This is a genomic window from Mesorhizobium sp. HAY1-8B (assembly GCF_056868045.1).
Genome location: NZ_CP200321.1, coordinates 2673331 through 2695396, shown reverse-complemented (window position 1 = coordinate 2695396; position 22066 = coordinate 2673331). Strand labels below are relative to the sequence as shown.

Sequence of the window (22066 nt, the reverse complement as noted above, 5' to 3'; positions counted from 1 at the left end):
GACGGCTCCTCCGATCAGCCGGCAAGATCATCGTCTGCGACAGTGGCGCGCTTTGTACGCCTCACTCCGAGCGGATGCCGTATCGAAATGTACCGCGGCCGATCTTTCCACTCGATCGGGAATGACGGCACCAACACTCATTCTGGATAAGTTGTCGGTTTCCAGATGTGGGTGGAAATGATGTCCCTCAGTTCCGTGCGCACCGCACGGAAGAGCGGGCGAAAATTCGACGACATAGGTCGCTGCGACGAGGTCGCGAGGATCAGCTGTCGGGTAATCGGCGGGTCGAATGGCCAGACCTCGATGCGGCCAGCCTCGACAAGGAGATGGACGGAAGCATAGGGCAGAACCGTATAGCCTGTGCCCTCCTCGACTAGAAGCAGGGTTGAAGGCATTGCCTCCAGCTCCATCTCGACACGCGGATAGATGCCATGCTCCGCCAGGGTGTTGTCGATAAGCCGCCGCAGCCCGTGCGGGCGGCTGGGCAGGATCATCGGCAGCTCGGCGAAGATGTTGAGGCCGACCGGCGCGCGCGGCAGCACGCGCTCTGACAAGACCGGTCCGATCAGAAAAAGCTCGTCATCGGCCAGGGGTTCGGTCAACACGGACGGATGGTTCGGCGAATTGTAGAGCACGGCGGCATCGATGCGACCGGCAATCAGCCATTCCAGGATATGGCCGCTGAAACCTTCGATCACCTGCAGCGCGACATTGGGAAACTCGTTCTTGATCTTCTTGACCAGCGGCACCGTCAGCACGGTGCCGACTGAAGGCGGCACGGCCAGCACCAACCTCCCCTTCGGCGAGGATTTGAGGTTCGAGACCGCATTCTGCGCCAGCCGCATCCGCTCGACGATCTCGTCGGCATGGGCCTTCAGGAGCACGCCCGCCTCGGTCAGCACGACACCGCGGCCGTTGCGATAGAACAGCTCGACGCCGAGTTCCTCCTCAAGCCCGCGAATATGGCGCGTGACCATCGGCTGGGTGACGCTGAGGTCGAGTGCGGCCTTCGAGAAGCTGCCAGCCGCACCGACGGCGATGAATACCTGTAGCTGCTTCGTGTCCAACTTTCACCCCAACCATCCGCTGCAGCGCTTCCAGGCTCCCCCAGTGGTCCGTGTCACGTGCCGAACGGGTACTTCTGGCCTCGGACATTCAGAAACACGGCATAGACCGATGTTGTCGCCGTGATGAACAGCCGATTGTTGCGCGGCCCGCCAAAGGCCAGGTTCGCAACCATTTCCGGCACCTGGATTTTCCCGATGAGTTCACCTTCGGGCGTATGGCATTGTACGCCATCCCATGCGCTGATCCAGAGATTGCCCGTAACATCAACGCGAAAACCATCCGGAATGCCAGGCGATATGTCGGCGAAGATGCGGGAATTTGCCAATCTGTCGCCGTCAACGTCAAACTGCCTGACGTGATGGGGAGCGCTGCGGTCGGTTAGAAAGCCGGAGTCCGAGATATAAAGGCGCTTCTCGTCGGGCGAGAAGGCGAGCCCGTTCGGCATGGAGAAATCATCGGCAACGACGGTGATCTTCCCCGATACCGGATCAATCCTGTAGACGCGGCAGCCCGGCTGCTCCTGCAGGCCCTTGCGCCCGACATAGTCGGAGATGATCCCGTAGTTTGGATCGGTGAACCAGATGCTGCCGTCGGACTTCACGACCACATCGTTCGGCGAATTCAGCGGCTTGCCATCGTAGGCGGAGGCCAGCACCGTGATCGAGCCGTCCCATTCGGTACGCACGACACGGCGTTCCCCCTGCATGCAGGTGACCAGCCTTCCACTACGGTCGCGCGTGTTGCCGTTCGGGTTGGAGACATGGCCCCGGAACAGCGAAACCGCCCCCGTCTCCTCGTCCCAGCGCAGCATGCGATCATTGGGAATATCGCTCCAGATCAACGAGCGAAGGTCGGCGAAATAGACCGGTCCCTCCGCCCAGCGATTTCCCGTGTGGATGGTTTCGAGGAATGCGACGGGATCGATCAGATCCCCGAACCGTGCATCGATCATCTCGTAGCAGGACATCGGCCGCCCCTCGCCTATGGCAGCCGGATCGCGACGGTCTTGGTCTCGGTGTAAAGCTGGAGCGCCTGTTCGCCAAGTTCTCGCCCCCAGCCCGATTGCTTGAAACCGCCGAAGGGCATGGTGACGTCGTTGAAGTTATGGCAGTTCACCCAGACCGTGCCGGATTTGATCTTCGCGGCCAGCCGATGCGCGGCGCCCAGATTGTTGGTCCAGATCGATGCAGCAAGGCCATACTCGGTGTCGTTGGCATCCTTGGCAAGTTTGTCCAGGTCCTCGTCGTCGAACGGCATCGCGCAGGCCACCGGCCCGAATATCTCTTCGCGGATCACCGACATGTCCGGCCGCGTCCGGGAAATAACCGTCGGCTTGACGAAATAGCCGGTGTCACCGGCCCGTGTGCCACCGGTGACGATCTCGGCGCCGTCACTCCTGCCTTCCGAGATCAGCCGGGTGATGCGTTCCATCTGCTGCTGAGAGACGACGGGGCCAAGCTCCGTCGCAGGATCAAGCCCGGCGCCGAGCTTCAGCTTTTCGGCGCGCGCCGCGATCCCGGACATGACCTTGTCATAGATCTTCTTGTGAACGAAGAAACGCGTTCCCGCGCCACAGCTCTGCCCGGCATTGAAGAATGCCGCGCTCGAGGCGCCGGCCACCGCCATGTCGATATCGGCATCGCCCAGCACGATGGTCGGCGCCTTGCCGCCAAGTTCCAGGCTAACCTTCTTGAGATTGCCGGTCGCGGCGCGGGCAATCAGCCTGCCAACTTCGGTCGAACCGGTGAATGCCACCTTGTCGATGTCGGGATGGGCAGACATCGCCGCACCGACGGTTTCGCCAAAACCGGTCAGGATGTTGACCACGCCTTCCGGAAAGCCGGCGTCCTGGACCAGCTTGCCGAAATAGAGCGCGCCGAGCGGTGTCTGCTCGGCTGGTTTGAGCACGATCGTGCAGCCGGCCGCAAGTGCCGGTGCCACCTTCCAGGCAAGCATGCTGAGCGGGAAGTTCCACGGGATGATCTGGCCGACGACGCCGACCGGCTCGCGGCGGGTGTAGGCATGCCAGTCGCCGGGCGCGTTGATCGTCATCGTCTCGCCATTGATCTTCGTGGCCCACCCCGCATAATAGCGGAACGTCTCTGCCGTGAACGGCACCTCGCCTTTGCGGGAATCGCCAATCGGCTTGCCGCTCTCATAGGAATTGAGGGTCGCGAGCATATCGACATTGGCATCGATCAGATCGGCGAGTTTCCAGATCAGCCTGGCGCGCTCGGCCGGCACCATTTTCGACCATGGACCATCGATCGCCTTGCGCGCGGCCTTGACCGCCAGATCCACATCGGCGCTGTCGCCGGCCGGCACGGCGGCAATGATCCGGCCGTCCGAAGGATCGACCACTTCCAACGCCTTTCCCGAGGCCGCCGGGAGCCATGCGTTGCCGATCAGCATCGCGTGCTTGCCGCCGACGAACGCCGCCACCTTGGGATCGAGTGGCGGCACGGCATCGAAACGTATGGTCATGGTTTCCTCCCGAAGCATCTGGTCGATCAGCGCTGGACGAACGGCGCGGGAATGGAGTTCCCGGCATCGATCCAGATGCTTTTTTCCTGAAGATATTCGTAGATAGCGGTCTGGCCGTTCTCGCGGCCGATGCCCGACTGCTTGTAGCCGCCGAAAGGCGAGAGATAGCTGGTGGCGCGGTACATGTTGACCCAGACGCTGCCGGCCTCGAGCCGCTCGGGCAGGCGTATCGCCCGACCGAGGTCCTGCGTCCACATCCCGGCCGCAAGCCCGTAGATGGTGTCGTTGGCGATAGCCACCGCCTCGTCCTCGTCCTCGAAGGGAATGACCGACAGCACCGGTCCGAAGACCTCTTCCTGGGCGATGCGCATGGACTGCTTCACGTTGCCGAAGATCGTCGGCTCGACGAACCAGCCGTCGGCAATCGATGTGTCCTCGGGTATCTTGCCGCCGAGCAATTGCGCAGCGCCCTCGCCATTGGCGATGCCGATGTAATCGAGCACTTTCGCGCGCTGCGGCAGAGTGGTGATCGGACCCACCTGGGTCTCGGGATCGAGCGGATCGCCGATCCTCGCGGTCTTTGCGAAAGCGACCAGCTTCTCCGTCACCTGGTCATAGACCGAGCGCTGCACGAGCGCGCGCGATCCGGCGATGCAGGTCTGCCCGGTCGCGGCGAAGATGCCCGAAACGAGCCCGGGAATGGCGGCCTCCATCTTGGCGTCGGCAAAGACGATGTTGGCGGATTTGCCGCCGAGTTCGAGCGTAACCTTCTTGAGCCCGCCGGCGGCGGCCTGATAGACGCGGCGGCCGGTTGCGTCGCCGCCGGTGAAGGCCACTTTGGCGACATCGGGATGCGTGACCAGCCGGTCGCCGATCTCGTGCCCGAATCCGGTGACGATGTTGACGACGCCCTTGGGAAAGCCCGCCTTCTCGAAAAGCCTGCCGAAGAACAATGCCGACACCGAGGAGAATTCCGACGGCTTCCAGACGATCGTGTTGCCGGCGGCGAGCGCTGGAGCAAGCTTCCATGTCGCCAGCATCAGCGGCGAGTTCCATGGGGTGATCGCGGCCACAACCCCGAGCGGCTCGCGGCGCGTGTAGTTGAACACGCCCGGCTTGTCGATCGGGATGACGCGCCCCTCGATCTTGTCGGCGAGGCCGCCAAAGAAGCGGAACCATTGCGGGATGTATTTGCACTGCATCCGCATTTCATTGATCAACTTGCCGTTGTCGCGGGTTTCGAGAACGGCCAGGTTCTCGGCCTCCTCCGCCACGAGGTCGGCAAAGCGCGTCATGATCTGCCCACGTGCGCTTGGGGTCATCGTCCGCCATTCGCCGCGGAAGGCGGCCGCGGCTGCCTGAACGGCCGCATCCACATCGGCGACTCCGGCGCGCGGAACCAGCGCCCAGGCTTTGCCGGTGAAGGGATCGAAGGATTCGAAAAAATCCCCCGACTGCGCGGCGGCCGAGCGGCCGCCGATCAGCATGGAGAGCTTTTCCGTGGCGAGCGGCGGACGGGTTGTCATGCTCCGACTTCCTGCAAAGCTTCGCGCGCCACCCGGAAAGAATCGACGCCTGCGGGCACGCCGGCATAGATCACGACCTGTAGAAGCACTTCGCGGATCTCGTCCTTGGTCACACCGTTGGTCAGCGCGCCCTTGACATGCATCTTCAGTTCGTGCGGACGATTGAGGGCAGCGAGCATGGCGAGGTTCAGCATGCTGCGGGTCTTCTTGTCGAGCGTGTCGCGGCCCCAGACGGCGCCCCAGCAATATTCCGTCACGAGTTCCTGCAGCGGACGATTGAAATCGTCGGCGCTGGCGAAGGACTTCTCGACGAATTCGGCACCCAGAACCGATTTGCGGATTTCAAAACCCTTGTCGAATACATCTTTGCCCATTGGATTGTCCTTTCCGTTGATTGGGAGATCAAAGGCCGGGAGTCGGCCGATATTTGCGGCCGCGCGCAATGACGTGGCCGAGCGAGCCGTTGGTCAGGTAAATCTGCGTCGCCTTTGAATCGTAGGGGACGTTCTCCTGGCCGGGATAGCCGATCAGTTCGCGCACGCGCGGGCTCATGTAGTAGGTGGCGATGGCAATCGTTGTGATCGCCGAGAAGGCTTCGCCATCCTCCTTGTTGAGGCTTTCCAGGCAAGCTTCGGCGCCGCTGGCCGGATCGACCGCGATGCCGCGCGCAAAGCCCGGCTTCAGGTCCGTGCGAAAATCCAGCGACTTCTCGACGTCGGCGTAGCCGCACACGTCGCTGAACTTCGGCATCTTGCCATATGCGGGGATCAGGAAATCGGCGAGCGCGAAGAAGGTGTTCTCGTTCGACATGTCAGGCCACCTTCTGGTTGCGGCGCTCGGCGATCATGCGGCGCGTGTTGCGCAGCGCTACCGCCATGATGGTCGCCGTCGGGTTGGTGGCGCCTGATGTCGGGAAGGTCGACGCGTCCATGACGTAGAGGTTCGGGACGTCGTGGCAGGCGCCCCATTGGTCGACGACCGAGCGCTTCGGATCGTCGCCCATCACGGTGGTTCCGATCAGATGCCAGCCCGATTCACGCACCGGTGTCGAAACCAGCGTCTCGATGGCACCGGCGGCGCGCACCGATTCCAGGCAGCGATCGATGTTGAACTTCAACAGCCGGTTGGAGTTCTCGTTGACCTTGTAGACGATCTGCGGCGCGGGCAGCCCGTCGGAGTCCGTCAGATCCTTGGACAGGATCACCTGGTTGCTCTCTTCCGGAAGATCCTCGCCGACAATGCCCCAGATCAGCGAGTGGCCGAAGCGGCGCGCCACATTCTCGTGCAGGTTGTCGCCCCAGAAATCCTGGAACCGGCCGCTCTCGGCGACATAGACCTTGGATCCGGTTGCCCCGGATACGCCAACTGGTCCGCCCGAGGGCATGCAGTTCCATTTCGAACCGCGCACGAAACCGCGGCTTTCGTCGGTCTCGTAGAACTCGAGCGAATAGACCTGCTGGCCAAAGGGGCCGCGCCAGGAATCGAGCGGATCCGCGTAAGAGGCGAGTACGCTGGCGAAGGGATGCATCATCAGCCTTTTGCCGACCATGCCCGATGAGTTGGCAAGGCCGTCCGGATTCCTGGACCCTCCCGACATCAGCAGCAGTCGCGGCGTGCCGACGCCATTGGCGCACAAGATGACCACCTTGGCGCGCTGGCGCCGCTCCCGGCCGTTCGCGTCGATATAGACGACACCGGTCGCCAGCCCTTGCTCATTGGTCTCGACTTCCTTGACCCGCGCACGGGTGACCAGCCGCGCGCCGGCTTTCAATGCCAGCGGCCAATGCGACCGGTCGGTCGTGGATTTCGCGCCCTCCGGGCACCCGGTAAGACAGGTTCCGCGGCGCACGCACGGATTGAGTTCGCCGAACGTCTCCGACGGGATGGCATTGCTGCCGGGCCACCAGTGCCAGCCCATCTTTTCCATGCCCAGCGCACCGCGCAGACCGACGGAGCCGATGGGCAGCGCCGGGAAGGGGTAGGCACCGCGGGGCGGATAGGCCGGATCGCCGGCGAGACCGGAAACGCCCACCTCGCGCTCGATCTCGAGTTGGTAAGGCAGCAGGTCTTCATAGCTGAACGGCCAGTCCTCGGCCACGCCGTCCATCGACCGCACGCGGAAGTCCGACGGCAGGAAATGCATCCATTGCGCGCCATAAAGCGTCGCGCTGCCACCGACGCCGGCGAACATCAGCGGGTTGATGTCCGTCGTCGACGTGTCAACGGGATAGTCATTGGGATTGTCACGGACGTTGGGATTGGGATGCCAGAGCTTAGTGCTGACAAGCTCGTGCTCCGGACGCGCGCCGGTATAGTCGGCATAATCAGGCCATTCGCCCTGTTCGAGCACGACAACGGAAATGCCAGCACGCGCCAGATGAAGCGCGGCGACCGAGCCGGATGGACCGGCCCCGACGATCACGACATCCACTTCCTCGTCGCGCCTTGCCCGTGCACCGCGATCCGCCAGAACTTCAACGGTCATTTTCTTCCTCCCTTGGGGTCCAACGGCAGCATCGGATCAGGCGAGCCGCGTCCGGTAAAACGCCGCCGCGCCGATGATGATGACGCCCTTGATGATGAGCTGCATCTCGATCGGAAATCCGAGCAGCAGCACGAGATTGTTGATCACCACCAGAACAGCCACGCCAAGCAGCGCCGCGAAAACGTTGCCGCGCCCACCAGTAAGCGCCACGCCGCCCATCACGGCGGCAACGATGGAGTCCAGTTCGTAGCCTTGGCCGACCCAGTTCGAGACGGTACCGACATAGCCGAGCAGGAACAGGCCGCCTATTCCCGCGCAGACCGAGCAGATGACGTAGCAAAGGATGACCACGCGATCGGGCGCGACACCGTTGAGGAACGCGGCCTTCGGATTGCTTCCCACCATGAATATCTCACGGCCAAGGCGTGACCGGTGCAGCACGATGCCGAACGCGATCGCCAGGAATGCCAGGGTGATCAGATTGACTGGTACGCCAAAAATCCGCCCCGAGGCCAGGAAGCCCATGCCCGGCGGCAAGGTGCTGATCGGCGCCCCGCCGGTATAGGCGAAACGGATGCCCTGCAGGATGATCATCATCGCCAGTGTCGCGAGAAACGGGCTGACATTGCGCTTGGCGACAAGCCAGCCGTTCACCAGGCCCACCACGGCCGACAGGGCGATCGCGGCGATGAAGATCATCGGAATCGCTTCATTGGTGGTGGCTTTGAAAGCGGTCGCCAGCACCGCCACCGTCGCCATCAGCGAGGCCACTGACAGGTCCAATCCGCGCACCAGGATGACAAAGGTCTGACCGATCACAACCATGCCAAGCGGTGCCGCGATGGTCAGCACATTGACCAGGTTGGCCGGCCGTAGAAAGGTCGGTGAGGCGAGAGCCGCGACGCTCATCAGAGCGACCAGGAAGACCACCAGCCCGTAGCGCTCGAAGACAGACGCCAGGGAAATGCTCTGCGATCGCGGCATCGGGGTATCGAGAGGCGCCATCATTATCTCCGCCTTGGTGTGTGGATGCCGACCGCGATGATGATGATAAGACCCTGGATGACCCACTGGTAGTAGGACGAGACATTGACGAAGTTCAGCAGGCTGTTGAGCATGGTGACGAGCAGCACGCCAAGGAAAGTGCCAAGCACGCCGCCTCTTCCGCCGGCCAGGATGGTGCCTCCGACCACCACCGGCGTCACCGACTGCAGCGTCAGCGCGGCACCGATGCGCGGGTCGCCAACGCCAGTTCGCGCAGTCAGGAAAATCGCCGCTATGCCCGCGCACAGGCCCGACAGCGCATAGGCAAGCACCACGATACGATCGACCGGCAACCCGTTCAGCCGCGCCGCTTCCCGGTCGCCGCCGACGAAGTAGATGCTGCGGCCCGTGCGCGTGCGCTGCAGCCAAAGCCCGGCAAGGGCGAAAATCGCGACGAGCACGACGGCGCTGAGCGGAATGCCGCCGACCTTTGCATAGGCGATATCAGCGAAGGCACGCGGTACGGAGCCACCGGGCTCCTTGCGGTACATCAGTGTTCCGCCGAAGATGATCGAGGACATGCCGAGCGTGACGATCAACGGATGGACGCGCAGCACGACCGTCAACAACCCGTTGAGCGCGCCCACAGCGGTCGCGGCGACCAATGCGAGCGGCAGCGCAAGCCACACCAGATCGGGGCGCCATTCGAGGAAGTTCGCCAGAAAGACGGTGAGCGCACCAACCAGCGAACCGACCGCCAGATCAATGCCGCCCATCAGCACGACAAACGTCTGGCCTAGGCTGACCATGCCCAGCACGATGAGCTGCTGGAACAGGTTGCCGATGTTGCGCCAAGTCAGGAATCGATCGGACAAGAAGCCGCCCGCGACCGCAAGCAGGACCAGCAGCACCGCCACGATCAGGTAGGAAAGCATCAGCCGGTTGCGGCGAAGATCCATCGTGATGGCACTCATCCTACCGGCTCCGCACGCTGATCAATTTCTGTCTTGCGGTGCCCGACAGATCGCACGGCGAGATCCATGATCGCCTCCTCGCCGAGCGCATCGCCTTTGATTTCGCCAACGACATAGCCTTGCGCCATCACGAAGACCCTATCGGAAAGGCCGACGATTTCGGGCAGTTCCGAACTGATCATCAGCACGCCGACGCCAGAATCCGCCAGCCGGCGCACGATGCGATAAATCTCCACCTTGGCCCCGATATCGACCCCGCGCGTTGGTTCGTCGAGGATAAGCAGCCTGCTGGCGATCCGCGACCAGCGGCTGAACAACACCTTCTGCTGGTTCCCACCGGAGAGATTGCCGATCTTCACGTCAGGCGACGGCGTCGCGACCGAAAAGTCCTGGATCTGCCGCATGGCCACCGCACGTTCTTGCTTGCGGTCGATCAGGCCATGTTTCGTTATGCCTTCGAGGTCGGGCGCTACGATATTGGCGGAAATCGGCAGGCCGAGAAACAGGCCGTCATCCTTTCGGCTCTCGGTCAGAAAACCGAGTCCATGGCGTATCGAGCCCTTCGGAAGCTTCGCCGCAAATGGCTTGCCATCGAATTCGATCACACCACTCTCCACGGCACGCGTGCCGAAGATCGCCTCGGCGACCTCCGTGCGGCCCGAACCGACCATGCCAGCGACGCCGACGATTTCACCAACCTTGACGTTGAGGCTGACGTCACGGACGCGCGGACCAGCCTTGAGATTGCGAACGGTGAGCACATCCGGGCCGCTCGCCGGTGCGGTACGCCGCGGCGGATAGATCTGGCTGAGCCGGCGACCGACCATCCGGGTGATCATCTCCTCACGCGTGAGCGCGCTTACCGGGCTCGTGCCGACGAGCTGGCCGTCCTTGAGAATCGTGACCGTGTCGGCGATCTCGAAGATTTCCTCCAGCCTATGGGAGACGTAGACGATGCCGACGCCTTCGTTGCGCAGCCTGCGCATGTTCTCGAACAAAAGATCGACCTCGCGTCCGGCGATGACCGCCGTCGGCTCGTCCAGGATGAGCAGCCGCACCTTGCCAACCAGGGCTTTCGCGATCTCGACCATTTGCTGGTCGGCAAGCGGCAATTCGTCGATCCTGGCGTGGGTTGGAATGTCGACGCCGAGCTGTGAGAGGATTTCAGCGGCGCGGACGTGGCGGGCGCGGTTCGAAATGAGACCCAGCATGCCGCGGGGCTGCGTATCGACCAGAATGTTCTCGGCAACGGACAGCTCGGGAAAAAGGGCAAGCTCCTGATGGATCACGTGGATGCCGGCAGCGCGTGCCTCCTTCGGCGACTGCCAGGAAACCGGCTTGCCGAGATAGGTCATGGTCCCGGAATTCGGTTTGGTTACGCCGCCCATGACACGGATCAGCGTCGACTTGCCCGCGCCATTTTCGCCGAGAAGGGCGTGAATCTCGCCGGGTTGCACGGCGAAATCGACCTTGTCCAGGGGTTTGACTCCAGGATAGTCCTTCTCGATCTGACTGAGTTCAATAACAGACGCTGACATATCCGGTGCTCGAACTGTTCAATGCACGTCCGGTGTGCGCCCAGGAGGGCGCACACCGGGTCGCTTGGGAGGCTTACTTCGGATAGTCGGGATTGAATGTGCTCGGATTGTAGCCGGCAGGCAGCCCGTTGCTTGGCGACAGATCGCCCGGGTCGCTCATGCTGACATGGTCGAGCAGATGCCTGTCGCCCTTGACCGAGACCGTATCCGCACCGGGCGACGTGACAACCTGGAAGCTCACCTCTACCTTGTCCGGGACCGAGATGCCCTTGAGCACATCGAGCGCGGTCTCGATGCCGGTGATGCCCATCGACGTCGGATAGTCGATGCCGACCATCTTGATGTTGTGCTGGTTGGCCAGCTGATACATCCGGGCAACGTCGCCACCGGTCATCGGCGGGAATTCGCCGTCCTTGTAGCCGGCGTCAAGAAACGCTTCGATCGCACCATAGCCCTGTAGCGCGCTGTCGGCCAAGACACCGTCGATGGCCTTGCCGTGCTTCTGGATCAGCGCGGCCATCACCGACTTGCCGGTTGCCGGATTCCAGTCGCAATACTGCTTCTCCAGCACCTTGATGCCGGGGAACTTCGAGAACACTTCCTCGTTCGCCTTGATGCGGATTTCCGCGACGCTCGACCCGGCGATGCCTGGCAGCATCACGATGTTGCCCTTGCCGCCCAGCGTCTCGCACAACCACTGCGCCTCGAGACGGCCCAACGCCCAATCGGATGCCGTGACGTAGGTGATGTAGTTGGCCGGCGTCTTGACCTTGCGATCGACCATGACCACGGGAATGCCCTGTTCGGTTGCGCGGCCGACGACGGAATCAAGCGCGTCCTCGGTCGAGGCCGCAATGAGCAGAATATCGACGCCCTGGCTGATCAGATCCTGGATATCCGCGATCTGCTTGGAAGGATCGTCATTGGCGTCGGTGACGAGAAGATGGGCGATCTCGTCGCGATGCTGGCCGGCCGACCAGAGGACGCCATGCTGAAAGGCGACGCGCCAGGCATTGGAAATTGAAGCATTGGAGAACCCGATCGTGTACGGACCCGCCTTCTTCCATTTCGAGGTGTCGACCATGGTGTTGGCATTGGGGTTCCACATCCAGGTGCGCGGCGCGCCATAGTAGCCAGGCTTCTTTTCCGCCGTCTCTGAAGCGACGGCCGCGCTGGTCTGGGCGAGTTGGATGGCCGGCGCGGCGGCCATGGCTGCCGCCACGGCCGGCATGCCCCGGATAAAGCCCTTACGGGAAATCTTGTGGTCTAGGATGCTCTTTATTGACATTGGTTCCTCCTCCTTAACGCTCGACAGAGCGTTTAAAATTCTCCTCAGACATTCTCGCGCACGAGACAGTATAAACAAAGAATATATGCTTATATCTCGGGCAAATCGCGCGAACATTCTCCTGACAACCTCCACCTCAGGAAAATTCGATTGAAAGCGATTTGATGCAAATTAGCAGTCGATTACCCACAATCGTCAATCTGCCGTCTTGTAATAGCTGCTATTACCTTTTTGGCCATTGGGAGCAGCGAAGAATACGACTTATCTAGCAGCCGGTTCTGGGCGCTCGAGGTGCGTTCCGTCGGAGGAGAGGCCGTGAATATTCTTGTCGTCTTGCGCATGATCCCGGATTCCGCGGGCGAGCTGCAACTCGCCGAGGACGGCCGCGGCATCGATCGGGAATGGCTGGATTTCCAGCTCAACGATTTCGACGATCATGCCCTCGAGGAAGCAATCCTGCTCAAGGAAGCCAGCGGTGCGAAGGTAACGGTGGTGGCCGTTGGCGAAGGCGCCAACCGTGTCCTGCAGATGGCCGCGGCGCGCGGCGCCGACGAAGTCGTGGCACTTCAATCGGAGGAGGACGCCATGATCTCCTCACGAGAGATCGCGGCTTCCATCGCGGCGATGGCGAGGGCAAAGTCGGTCGACTTGGTTCTGTGCGGAGTCCAATCGACCGAGGATGTCTTTGGCCAGCTGGCGCCCTATGTCGGCGCGCTGCTCGACTGGCCGCATGTGTCGGGAACCAACCGCATCGTTGCGAACGGCGCCGTGCTTCGGGTCACGCAAGAGCGCGGCGCGGGCGTCGCCGTCACCTATGAGCTGGCCACGCCGGCGGTGCTCGGCGTTCAGACCGCGTCGAAGGCGCCCCGCTATGTCTCGGGCAGCAAGCTTCGCGAGGCGTCCAAGACGCCCATCGGCCGGGCCACGCCCGAATTGTCGGGCTTCGAGCTTACCGCCGAGATCATCACATTGCGCCTGCCAGTCCAGGGCGGCTCTGGCGAGAACCTCGGCGGCAATGCCGAGACAGTCGCGGATCGCTTGGTCACCATCCTGGCAGCCAAAGGCCTGGCGAGGAACTAAGCCATGAAATTGATTGCCTGTACCGAAGGCCATTCCGGCAAGATCGAAGCCTTCTCACTTGAAATGATCGCCGCGGCACGTTCGCTGACCCAGGCCGACGACGAGGTCGTTGCCTTTTTCGCCGGTCGTGACGCGGAAGGCGCATCCGCTTGCCTCGGTGCCGCCGATCGCCTGATAGTGGCCCGCTCCACAAGATCGGATGTCATTCCCGCCGAGACCTATGCGCTGCTTCTGCGCGACGTCATCATCGCCGAAAGCCCCGGCCTGGTCCTGGTCCCCTATTCGGCAAACGGACTGGACGTGGCAGCGGACATCGCGGCGCGAACCGGCTGGCCGCTCATCTCCTATGTCAATGAAATCAAGCGGCATGGCGAAAACCTGACGATCGTCGCGCAGATGTATGGCGGCAAGATACTCGCCGAATGCGAAGTGCGGCTGCCCGCGGTTCTGATGATCAACCCAGGTGCCTTCGCGGCGGCAGCGCCGGCTCCGATCGCGCCCGTGAACGTGCAAACGATCGATGCCGAACCCGTGCTCACCAGCGGCAAGGTGAAGATGGTGGCCATCGACATGCCGGATTATGCCGATGTCGATCTGACGACAGCCGACAGGATCGTGTGCGTTGGCCGCGGCATCGGCGACGAGGCAAGCATCGACCTTGCCCGCAATCTGGCGACGATGCTGGGGGCGGAGATCGCCGGCAGCCGTCCTGTGGTCGACAATGGCTGGCTGCCGAAGCTGCGCCAGGTCGGCAAATCCGGCCAGAAGGTGAAGCCGAAACTTTACCTGGCGCTCGGCGTGTCCGGCGCGCCCGAACATCTCGAGGGCATGTCGCAGGCCGACCTCATCATTGCCGTCAACACCGATCCGAAGGCGCCCATCTTCAATGTCGCGCATTACGGCGCGACCTGTGACCTGTTCGATCTCGTCGCCAATCTGAGCGACAGGCTGCGGGCCGGCTCTGGCCGTTGAGATGGCATCGACCCTGCCACTCTGGATCCTGGTCGTCACAGCACTCGCGCTGACGGCCTGGCGCTCTCGTCGTTACGCGGTTGCTCTTGCCAATGCACCGGCCGCGGCCCGCTTCGACCGCCCGATGCTGCGTCTCCAGGGCGTGATGGTCGCCATCGGCATGCACCGGAAAATGCTCCGCAAGCCGCTTTCCGGCGTGCTCCACGCAATCATCTTCATTTCATTCTTCGTGCTGTTCACCGCCACGATCGATGCCTTCGGCTCACGGCTGTTTCCCGGGTTCTCGCTTGCGCCCATCGGGGGCGAAACCTGGATTGCCGCTCTGCAGGATATCTTTTCGGTGCTGATGCTGGTCGGCGTCGCACTTGCGCTCTATCAGCGCTACGTGCTGAGGCCTGCCCGCTTCGATGGCTCGAGCGGCAGCGATGCCGCAATCATCTATGTGTTGATCGTTCTGATCGTGGCGTCCCTGCTGCTCGAGGCGGCGGCGCGCATAGCCGGCGGCGCCGACGGCTCGTGGCGGCCCGTCGCGTCAGCACTGGCAGGACTGCTCGAGCGTGCCGGAATGCCGGGACATGCGGGTGAAGAGCTGTTCTACTGGATTCACGTCGGCGCCATTCTGGCGTTCCTCGTCTATATCCCCGGTTCGAAACACCGGCACATGTTCCTTGCCGCGCCCAACATCTACTTCCGCAGCCTCGAGCCCCGCGGCCTGGCGCCCGCGGTCCCGGAAGCGCGTGAGGCTCCAGGCATCGACAGCCTGGGACAGTTCGACTGGAAACAGCAGCTCGACCTTCTGTCCTGCACCGAATGCGGCCGTTGCCAGGCGGTCTGCCCAGCCTATGCGGCCGGTCTGCCGCTCAGCCCGAAGTTGCTGGTCACCGACATGCGCGATGCGCTTGCCGCGGGACCATCGGCCGCCCCGCTGGTCGGCGGCGTGATTTCCGAGGAGACGCTTTGGGCCTGCACCACCTGTCGTGCCTGCATGGAAGCATGCCCGGTCGAGATCGAGCATCTGCCCAAGATCATCGACATGCGCCGTCATCTGGTCGACGAAGGCCGTGTCAGCCCAGGTCTGCAGGAGGCGCTGTCGAACCTGACCCGTCTCGGCAATTCCATGGGCAAGCCTTCCAAGATGCGGGCCCGCTGGACCAGGGACCTCGGCTTTCCGGTCAAGGACGCGCGCGAGGAACCTGTCGACGTTCTATGGTTCGTCGGAGACTACGCGTCCTACGATCCGCGCGTTCAGGAAATCACCCGCAAGGTTGCCGAACTGCTGACCGCGGCCGGTGTCGACTTCGGCATTCTCTTCGATGCCGAGCGCAACAGCGGCAACGATGTACGGCGCGCCGGCGAAGAAGGTCTGTTCGAGACGCTCGCTCAGTCCAACATCGACGAGATCAAGGCGTGCAGCTTCAACCGGATCATGACCACCGATCCGCATAGCCTGAATGCGCTGAAGAACGATTATCAGCATTTCGGCGCGGCGTTCGAGGTGCTGCACTATACGGCGCTGCTGGCGGAACTCATCGCGGCGGGAAAACTCGACCTGCATGTCGCCGACGGCGCCAGGGTCACCTATCACGATCCCTGCTATCTTGGACGCTACAATGGCGGCTTCGATGCGCCGCGCGAACTGATCCGGGCCGCCGGCTACACGCTTCATGACATGCCGCGCTGCCGGGAGAATTCCTTTTGCTGCGGCGCCGGCGGCGGCCGCATCTGGCAAGGTGACGACGGCGTGACCGAGCGGCCGAGCGAGAACCGCATCCGTGAGGCGCTGAGCCTGGGCGACGTCGCTTATTTCGTCGTCGCCTGTCCGAAGGACAAGGTGATGTACACAGCCGCGATCGATGCACTCGGCGTGGCCGACAGATTGAAGGTCGTGGACATAGCGGAACTTCTCGTGCCGCGTACGAGCCAGGCGCTCGAAATGCCCACGGTGGAAACGACTTGACGTAATGCGATCCAGGAAATCGAGACCAAGCACCATGGGCAATAGGCCCCGAAGGAGGAGAGAGCGATCATGTCGACCCTGAAAATCGGCTTTGTTGGCATTGGAAAAATGGGCACGCCGATGGCGACCCGTCTCATCAAGGCCGGCTATGAGGTGATAGTCCACGATATCGACGCCAACGCCGTGCTGGAACTGACCAATTCGGGCGCAAAGGCCGCGGGCAGCGCAGGCGAGGTTGCCGATGCCGCGGAGATCGTCTTTGCCAGCTTGCCCAGCCCGCAGATCCTGGAAAAGATCGTGCTCGGCGATGGCGGCATCGCCGACGGCAAGGCGGTCCGCATCTTCGTAGACATTTCCACCACCGGCCCGCGAACGGCCGCCAGGGTCGCCGAAGGCCTTGCAGCCAAGAACATCGCCATGATCGATGCGCCCGTCAGCGGCGGATTGAAGGGAGCACGCAACGGCACCCTCGCCGTCATGGTCTCGGGTCCCAAGGCCGCCTTCGAGACGGCGAGGCCGGTCATCGAGAATTTCGGCCGGATATTCTTCATGGGCGAGGTTCAGGGCGCCGCCCAGACCATGAAGCTAGCCAACAACCTGCTTGCGGCAGCGGCCCTTGCGGTCTCCTCCGAGGCGGTGGTGATGGGCGTGAAGGCGGGCCTCGATCCGAAGGTCATGATCGACGTCATCAACGCATCGAGCGGCCGCAACAGTGCCACCGAGGACAAGTTCCCGAAATCCGTCCTGCCCCGCACCTTCGATTTCGGCTTCGCCACCGGCCTGTCGTTCAAGGATGTGCGGCTGTGCGTGGATGAGGCGGAGGCGATGGGCGTGCCAATGGTGGTGGGCAGTGCCGTGCGCCAGTTGCTGAGCGTGACGAACCAGCTCTACGGGCCGGATTCCGATTTTACCTGTATGGTCAAGACGGTTGAGACATGGGCGCATGTGGAGGTTGGCTCAGCCCAGACTCCAGATGTCGCCAAAGCGAGCTGATCATGGGTGACTCCGAACGCTATGAGATCCATGCCGTTCGCTACGGCCATTTCGAACGCCGCTCGGGTGAGAACTTCCTGGGCGGGGACGCACATGATGTTCCCATGCCGCTCGACTATTTCGTCTGGGCGATCGTCGGCGAGAAGCGCACCTTCATCGTCGACACCGGTTTCGACAAACCGACCGGTGACAAACGCGGACGCAGTGTCGTGAGGCCCGTCGATGACGGCCTGGCGGCAATCGGCATCAACCACGCCGATGTCAGCGACGTCATCGTCTCCCACATGCATTACGACCATTGCGGGAACCATCATCTGTTCCCGAACGCGACCTTTCACCTGCAGGATGCGGAGATGGAGTTCGCGACCGGCCGCTGCATGTGCCATCATGCCATGCGCCATCCCTTCGAGGCCGAAGACGTCACCACCATGGTGCGGCGCGTCTTTGCCGGAAAGGTTTGCTTCCACGATCCCGACTCGAAGATCGCGCCCGGCATCACGCTCCACAAGGTTGGCGGCCACTCGCGCGGACTGCAGGTGGTGCGGGTGGAAACCGACAATGGCGCGGTCGTGATCGCGTCCGACGCGGCCCATTTCTACGCCAATATGGAGCGCGAAAAGCCCTTTCCGGTCTTCGACCGACTGAGCGACGTGATCTTCGGGGTGGAACGGATGAAGCAGCTTGCCAGTTCGCCCGCTCACATCGTGCCGGGGCACGATCCGCTGGTGCTCGAGCGCTTCGCGCGCAGCCGCGAGGACGTCGAGGACATTGTAAGCCTTGCCCACCCGTTGGACTGATCACGTCGATGCCGTGACGGCCGGGAGCCAGCGACACGTTCGGGCAGCGGGCGGGTCAGCCATGAACTGGTTCCCGGCCCTCGTCAGGAGCGCGTACCGGGCATTCGGACACGCGCGGCCTCGCCCGGATCAAGGCGACGACCGACTTCATAGCCAACGCGGTGCGTGAGGCGGGAGATCCGTTCCTGCCGAGACAGAAATAAGACGGTGGCCGGGAGCCGCCGGCTCAGATCCTTTCGACAGCCAGCGCTATGCCTTGCCCGCCGCCGATGCACATGGTGATGAGCCCAAACCAGCTCTATTCCGCGCTGACATTCCAGGGGGGCGCATCCTGGAGAAAGCGGCTTCTGGATGATATCGGGGATCAGGGTCCGGTATCGGAACTCATCGAAAGCCGTTCGGATGCAGTTTTAAGCGGTCCACACTCACGATGCAGGTCACTCAAGGCACGAGAACGGGGGTATTTTCGGCGGCGTTTGGGTAGGCTCAAATCATTCCCACTCGATTGTTTCTAACCCAGCTAGGTCATTGATCTAGCTGGGTTTTTTGTTGCTTTTGACGCGCAACGCCGACCCATGGACCGTCAAAAAGTTACGCTTTTGATTTTAAAGGGAAAATCGCCGCAAAAAATATTTTAAGGTTTCAGCATCAATCGGAGTCAACCGCGCTTTTCGGTCGACTTCAGGTGCCGGTATGTCCTCGCCGCCAGAACTAAAAAGTACCGTCACAGCTTTGTTGGAGAATCCATCGATTGCCTTCACTTGGTCGCCGACAACACAGCGATACAAACAAGGCGCTCAAGGAATTTAGGCTTCACGCTTTCGTCATGATGCAATTTGCAATAGGGGAATTCAAGTCCGCAGGTCTACAAGAGAGCGATGTCATGAGGCGGCACTCAGCCACCACTCGTCCGGGTTACCGTGGAACGGATCGGGCGAGCACTTGACCGTGTTGCAGAGATCATCGTTGCGCGCGGTGACCAAGGCGAGGCGTGGCTTCCGCTATATGATTACCTGGAACGGGCGATGCGGGATCTTCAGGCGAAGGAGGAACGCCTCGCCGAAGTGCGCGAGCGTGTCAATCGATTGCGGGCTAAAGCACGAACCCCATAGGTTCCCACTACATCGCCGCGATCCGGCGGATTTTCGTCTATGTTCACCGCAATAGACGTGAAGACTTTTAGCGATTCAGTTGGCTGGGATCGACATCTTCTGTAAGGTATTGTTTTTATTGCCTTTTTTCTGTTTCCGAGCTCGATTTGCATCACAATAGGTGTCACAATATGTAGCACATTCTCGGCGACTGTCGTGGACCTCCAGGTGAGGCGTCGAGGTCGCCGCTATAGAGCGACATCCTCACGCAGGTCGGCTCACCTTGATGTCCGGTTTCTTTACCGCGCGCCAATCTGAACGTTCTTTATCCCGAAAAGAATTGGCAGGCCCGGAGGATGTATCAAAGGTTTTGATTTCATCGAGTTTTTCGTGGTCCAAAATCAAGAATCTTCTCGTATTGTTCCGTATCGCCCCGTCACCGACATTCGCTGACGGCGGCATCTGAATGGAGAATTCGTCTCGAAGCAAAACAGGATGACAATCCGGGTGCACAATGATCCCCGTTGATACCCACGGTCATTGTGGATCGCGACTGGTCGCGCTTGGATGTAATTTCGACCTGAAATGAGGGATTTGCGAGTTGCACTTTGCTTCCGCCCAACGCACCGACGCCCGGCCAGTTGTTGTTCCGACCCATACGCGCTCTGGGCTGTTTTCGAGGCTGAAAGGACGGCAGGCTTATACAGAATGGGCAATGGCTGTGGATATCACCTCATGCCGCTCCGCCGTCGACTTTGCGCAGCGGGATCACCTCGGCGCTTTCAACGAGGTCCGGTATCTCTGTAAGCAGCGCCGTGATGTGCGGGGCGGCGGCGTGTTTGTCCAGAAGCTCACGGCTTTCCCATTCTTCGGTCCAAACGAAGCGGCGTGGCTGGTCAAGGTCGCGGTTGAGCTGGTAGCTGATGCAGCCTTCTTCCTCAAGAGTGGTCGCGATCACGCCGCGAAACAGGGTTTCGAGTTTTTCTTCTGCGCCGGGCTTAGCGAGAAAGATGGCGACAACGGGGGTCGTCATAAACAGCTCCATAACGATTGCTATTAGTTGCGGGGAAATCGTCGACCGCAAAACTGCACAGCGCCTGACAGCGTGCAATTCTTGCAGCCCTTGTACGCAGCGCGACCTACGCGCGGTTGCGGTGTTGGTGATAAGGATACCTTTCTCTCTAATCGCTGCATCTGCAAGTCCTCGCCAAGCACCGATTGCCGCGTGAGATCAGAAGCGCTCGATATCGCCGTGCTCCTAATTTGTCGGATCAACCGCCGCAGATGGCGTGCCGCCCGCCTCAATTGCCTCACCCGCAGCAAGACATAAGTCCTCGCGGAACCGACCTGCCACCAGTTGCACTCCCACCGGGGTACGCCCAACCAGTCCCGTGGAAACCGCTAGTGCTGGAAGTCCCATGAAGGGAATGGCAACTTGCGGCAGCTGGGCATGCCAGACCCTCGTGAAGGACGTCTCATCCTTCAGGTCGAGCTGATCTGGAAATGGCAAATCGCCTGATACCGGCATCAACAGCACTGGATATGTGTCAAGGAAGGCGAACCATTCGCGGGTCAATGCATCGCGCCTGGCGAGCGCCCTGGAGAGATCGAACGGATGCACCTTCGCCCCCATGCCGCGCAGACAGGCCAACGCACCTGGATCACCCTCGAGCTCGGCCATCTCAAGCTGAGCCTCATAGCCATCGCCAAGCCAAAGTTTTGCTAGAATATCCGCTGGTTCCCGCATAGCTGGCGTATCAGCTACCTCTTCAACGACCCAGCCAGCGTGTTGCAGCCGCTTGCCGGCGTCGACAACCGCTGCGACCACCTCGGGCACAGGATTGAGACCATCGGGGTTGAGGCACATCGCAACGCGCTTCGGTCTCGGCGACCCATCGAGGGGCACCGGGGCGTACCAAGGGTCGCGAGCATCTGGGGCGGACATCGCTGCTAAGGCGATGCGCAGATCATTGATTGTGCGCGCCAGCGGACCCGATACTGCGGCCACCTGCGCACCAATCGGGCGTTCTGGCGAGCCTGGGTTAAAACTCGGGACACGGCCCAGGCTCGGCCGCAAACCATGCACGCCGCAGGCGTAAGCAGGATAGCGAATTGATCCCGCGATGTCGGTGCCATGAGCGATATGACCGATACCAGCTGCGACGGCTGCACCAGCTCCGCCGGAGGAGCCGCCCGGGGTTATGGCAGGGTCGCGCGGATTCTTGGTGTCGCCATGGATAAGGTTGGTTGTGAACCAGCGATAAGACACGGCCGGGCAGTTAGTGCGGCCAAGCAAGATGGCGCCGGCCTTTCGTAGGTTGGCGACTGCCGGGTTGTCGGCCCTGGCGATATTGTCGCGCTTCAACCTCATACCGTCGGTAGTTGCAAAACCTTGCTGGTCGACACCAATTTTTATTGTTACCGGAACACCGGCGAGTGGCCCCAATTTGTCGCCACGTGAAATTGCGGCGTCGATCAGTGCCGCCTGCGCCAACACGTCGTCGGCCCGGTGGTCCACCACGGCATTGATCTTGGGATTGACCGCATCAAGCCGGGCAAGAGCCGCCTCCGCAGCCTCTTTTGCCGAAACCGTCTTCGCTTTGATCAGGCCCGCGAGTTCGGCGGCCGACAGACGCCAAAGGTCGTCCATGAAATGCTCCGTGCATCAGGCCTAGAAGGTCTCGAAGTCGCGGGCGACGTTCGAATTATGTGGGGGTAGCACTCGGCGTAGCGCGACGCTTTTTTCACCCGGCGCCGGCCAGACGATGGAACGCGGGTCGCTGGTGAGACGCATCGAATTCAGTACGTGTATTGCCTCTTTGGTTCGAG

18 protein-coding genes are annotated in these 22066 nt (G+C 61.7%); 5 read left to right on the top strand and 13 right to left on the bottom strand.

Annotation, left to right across the window (positions count from 1 at the left end):
- Nucleotides 1-137: 137 nt before the first annotated feature.
- From AC1VON_RS12730 to AC1VON_RS12680, 11 genes are all read right to left on the bottom strand, one after another.
- A complete protein-coding gene (locus AC1VON_RS12730) occupies nt 138-1067 on the bottom strand; it encodes a LysR family transcriptional regulator (protein ID WP_172351807.1) in 930 nt (309 codons plus the stop codon).
- Between the two features lie 53 nt (nt 1068-1120).
- On the bottom strand, nt 1121-2035 hold the full coding sequence (locus AC1VON_RS12725; RefSeq protein WP_172351808.1) for an SMP-30/gluconolactonase/LRE family protein: 915 nt from the start codon (nt 2033-2035) through the stop codon (nt 1121-1123).
- Between the two features lie 14 nt (nt 2036-2049).
- Nucleotides 2050-3552, bottom strand: coding sequence for an aldehyde dehydrogenase family protein (locus AC1VON_RS12720; RefSeq protein WP_483122921.1), 1503 nt, complete (start codon nt 3550-3552; stop codon nt 2050-2052).
- A gap of 26 nt (nt 3553-3578) precedes the next feature.
- On the bottom strand, nt 3579-5078 hold the full coding sequence (locus tag AC1VON_RS12715) for an aldehyde dehydrogenase (RefSeq protein ID WP_483122918.1): 1500 nt from the start codon (nt 5076-5078) through the stop codon (nt 3579-3581).
- The gene (locus tag AC1VON_RS12710) at nt 5075-5452 is read right to left on the bottom strand and encodes a carboxymuconolactone decarboxylase family protein (protein WP_056565175.1); all 378 of its coding nucleotides are present in this window, start codon (nt 5450-5452) and stop codon (nt 5075-5077) included. The genes AC1VON_RS12715 and AC1VON_RS12710 overlap by 4 nt, the downstream gene beginning before the upstream one ends.
- A 28-nt stretch (nt 5453-5480) precedes the next feature.
- A complete protein-coding gene (locus AC1VON_RS12705) occupies nt 5481-5888 on the bottom strand; it encodes a hypothetical protein (protein WP_172351811.1) in 408 nt (135 codons plus the stop codon).
- 1 nt (nt 5889) lies between these two features.
- Nucleotides 5890-7563, bottom strand: coding sequence for a GMC family oxidoreductase (locus tag AC1VON_RS12700; RefSeq protein ID WP_483122913.1), 1674 nt, complete (start codon nt 7561-7563; stop codon nt 5890-5892).
- A 36-nt stretch (nt 7564-7599) separates the two neighbouring features.
- Nucleotides 7600-8568 carry an ABC transporter permease gene (locus AC1VON_RS12695; RefSeq protein WP_483122909.1) on the bottom strand — a complete coding sequence of 323 codons (969 nt, stop codon included), beginning with the start codon at nt 8566-8568 and terminating at the stop codon, nt 7600-7602.
- A gap of 2 nt (nt 8569-8570) precedes the next feature.
- Entirely contained in the window at nt 8571-9521 is a 951-nt protein-coding gene (locus tag AC1VON_RS12690) for an ABC transporter permease (RefSeq protein ID WP_172351814.1), read from the bottom strand.
- A complete protein-coding gene (locus tag AC1VON_RS12685; protein WP_483122907.1) occupies nt 9518-11059 on the bottom strand; it encodes a sugar ABC transporter ATP-binding protein in 1542 nt (513 codons plus the stop codon). Before AC1VON_RS12685 ends, AC1VON_RS12690 begins: the two co-directional genes overlap by 4 nt.
- 73 nt (nt 11060-11132) lie before the next feature.
- A complete protein-coding gene (locus AC1VON_RS12680; protein WP_162258877.1) occupies nt 11133-12347 on the bottom strand; it encodes a substrate-binding domain-containing protein in 1215 nt (404 codons plus the stop codon).
- 315 nt (nt 12348-12662) lie between these two features.
- Between AC1VON_RS12680 and AC1VON_RS12675 the strand changes: the two genes are divergently transcribed.
- The 5 genes from AC1VON_RS12675 (at nt 12663) to AC1VON_RS12655 (ending at nt 18146) form a co-directional block, all read left to right on the top strand.
- On the top strand, nt 12663-13427 hold the full coding sequence (locus AC1VON_RS12675; protein WP_172351816.1) for an electron transfer flavoprotein subunit beta/FixA family protein: 765 nt from the start codon (nt 12663-12665) through the stop codon (nt 13425-13427).
- Nucleotides 13428-13430: 3 nt separating this feature from the next.
- Nucleotides 13431-14399 (top strand): electron transfer flavoprotein subunit alpha/FixB family protein, encoded by a 969-nt coding sequence (locus AC1VON_RS12670; RefSeq protein WP_483122902.1) that lies wholly within the window; start codon nt 13431-13433, stop codon nt 14397-14399.
- Nucleotide 14400: 1 nt separating this feature from the next.
- Entirely contained in the window at nt 14401-16356 is a 1956-nt protein-coding gene (locus tag AC1VON_RS12665; protein WP_483122900.1) for a heterodisulfide reductase-related iron-sulfur binding cluster, read from the top strand.
- A 69-nt stretch (nt 16357-16425) separates the two neighbouring features.
- The gene (locus AC1VON_RS12660; protein ID WP_172351818.1) at nt 16426-17349 is read left to right on the top strand and encodes an NAD(P)-dependent oxidoreductase; all 924 of its coding nucleotides are present in this window, start codon (nt 16426-16428) and stop codon (nt 17347-17349) included.
- A 2-nt stretch (nt 17350-17351) separates the two neighbouring features.
- Nucleotides 17352-18146 (top strand): N-acyl homoserine lactonase family protein, encoded by a 795-nt coding sequence (locus AC1VON_RS12655; RefSeq protein ID WP_483122896.1) that lies wholly within the window; start codon nt 17352-17354, stop codon nt 18144-18146.
- A 1824-nt stretch (nt 18147-19970) separates the two neighbouring features.
- Here the strand turns inward: AC1VON_RS12655 and AC1VON_RS12650 are convergent.
- Both AC1VON_RS12650 and AC1VON_RS12645 read right to left on the bottom strand, forming a co-directional pair.
- Nucleotides 19971-20270: a putative quinol monooxygenase gene (locus tag AC1VON_RS12650; RefSeq protein ID WP_483122891.1), complete on the bottom strand. Its 300-nt coding sequence runs from the start codon at nt 20268-20270 to the stop codon at nt 19971-19973.
- A 225-nt stretch (nt 20271-20495) separates the two neighbouring features.
- Nucleotides 20496-21887, bottom strand: coding sequence for an amidase family protein (locus tag AC1VON_RS12645; RefSeq protein ID WP_483122889.1), 1392 nt, complete (start codon nt 21885-21887; stop codon nt 20496-20498).
- Between the last annotated feature and the right edge of the window lie 179 nt (nt 21888-22066).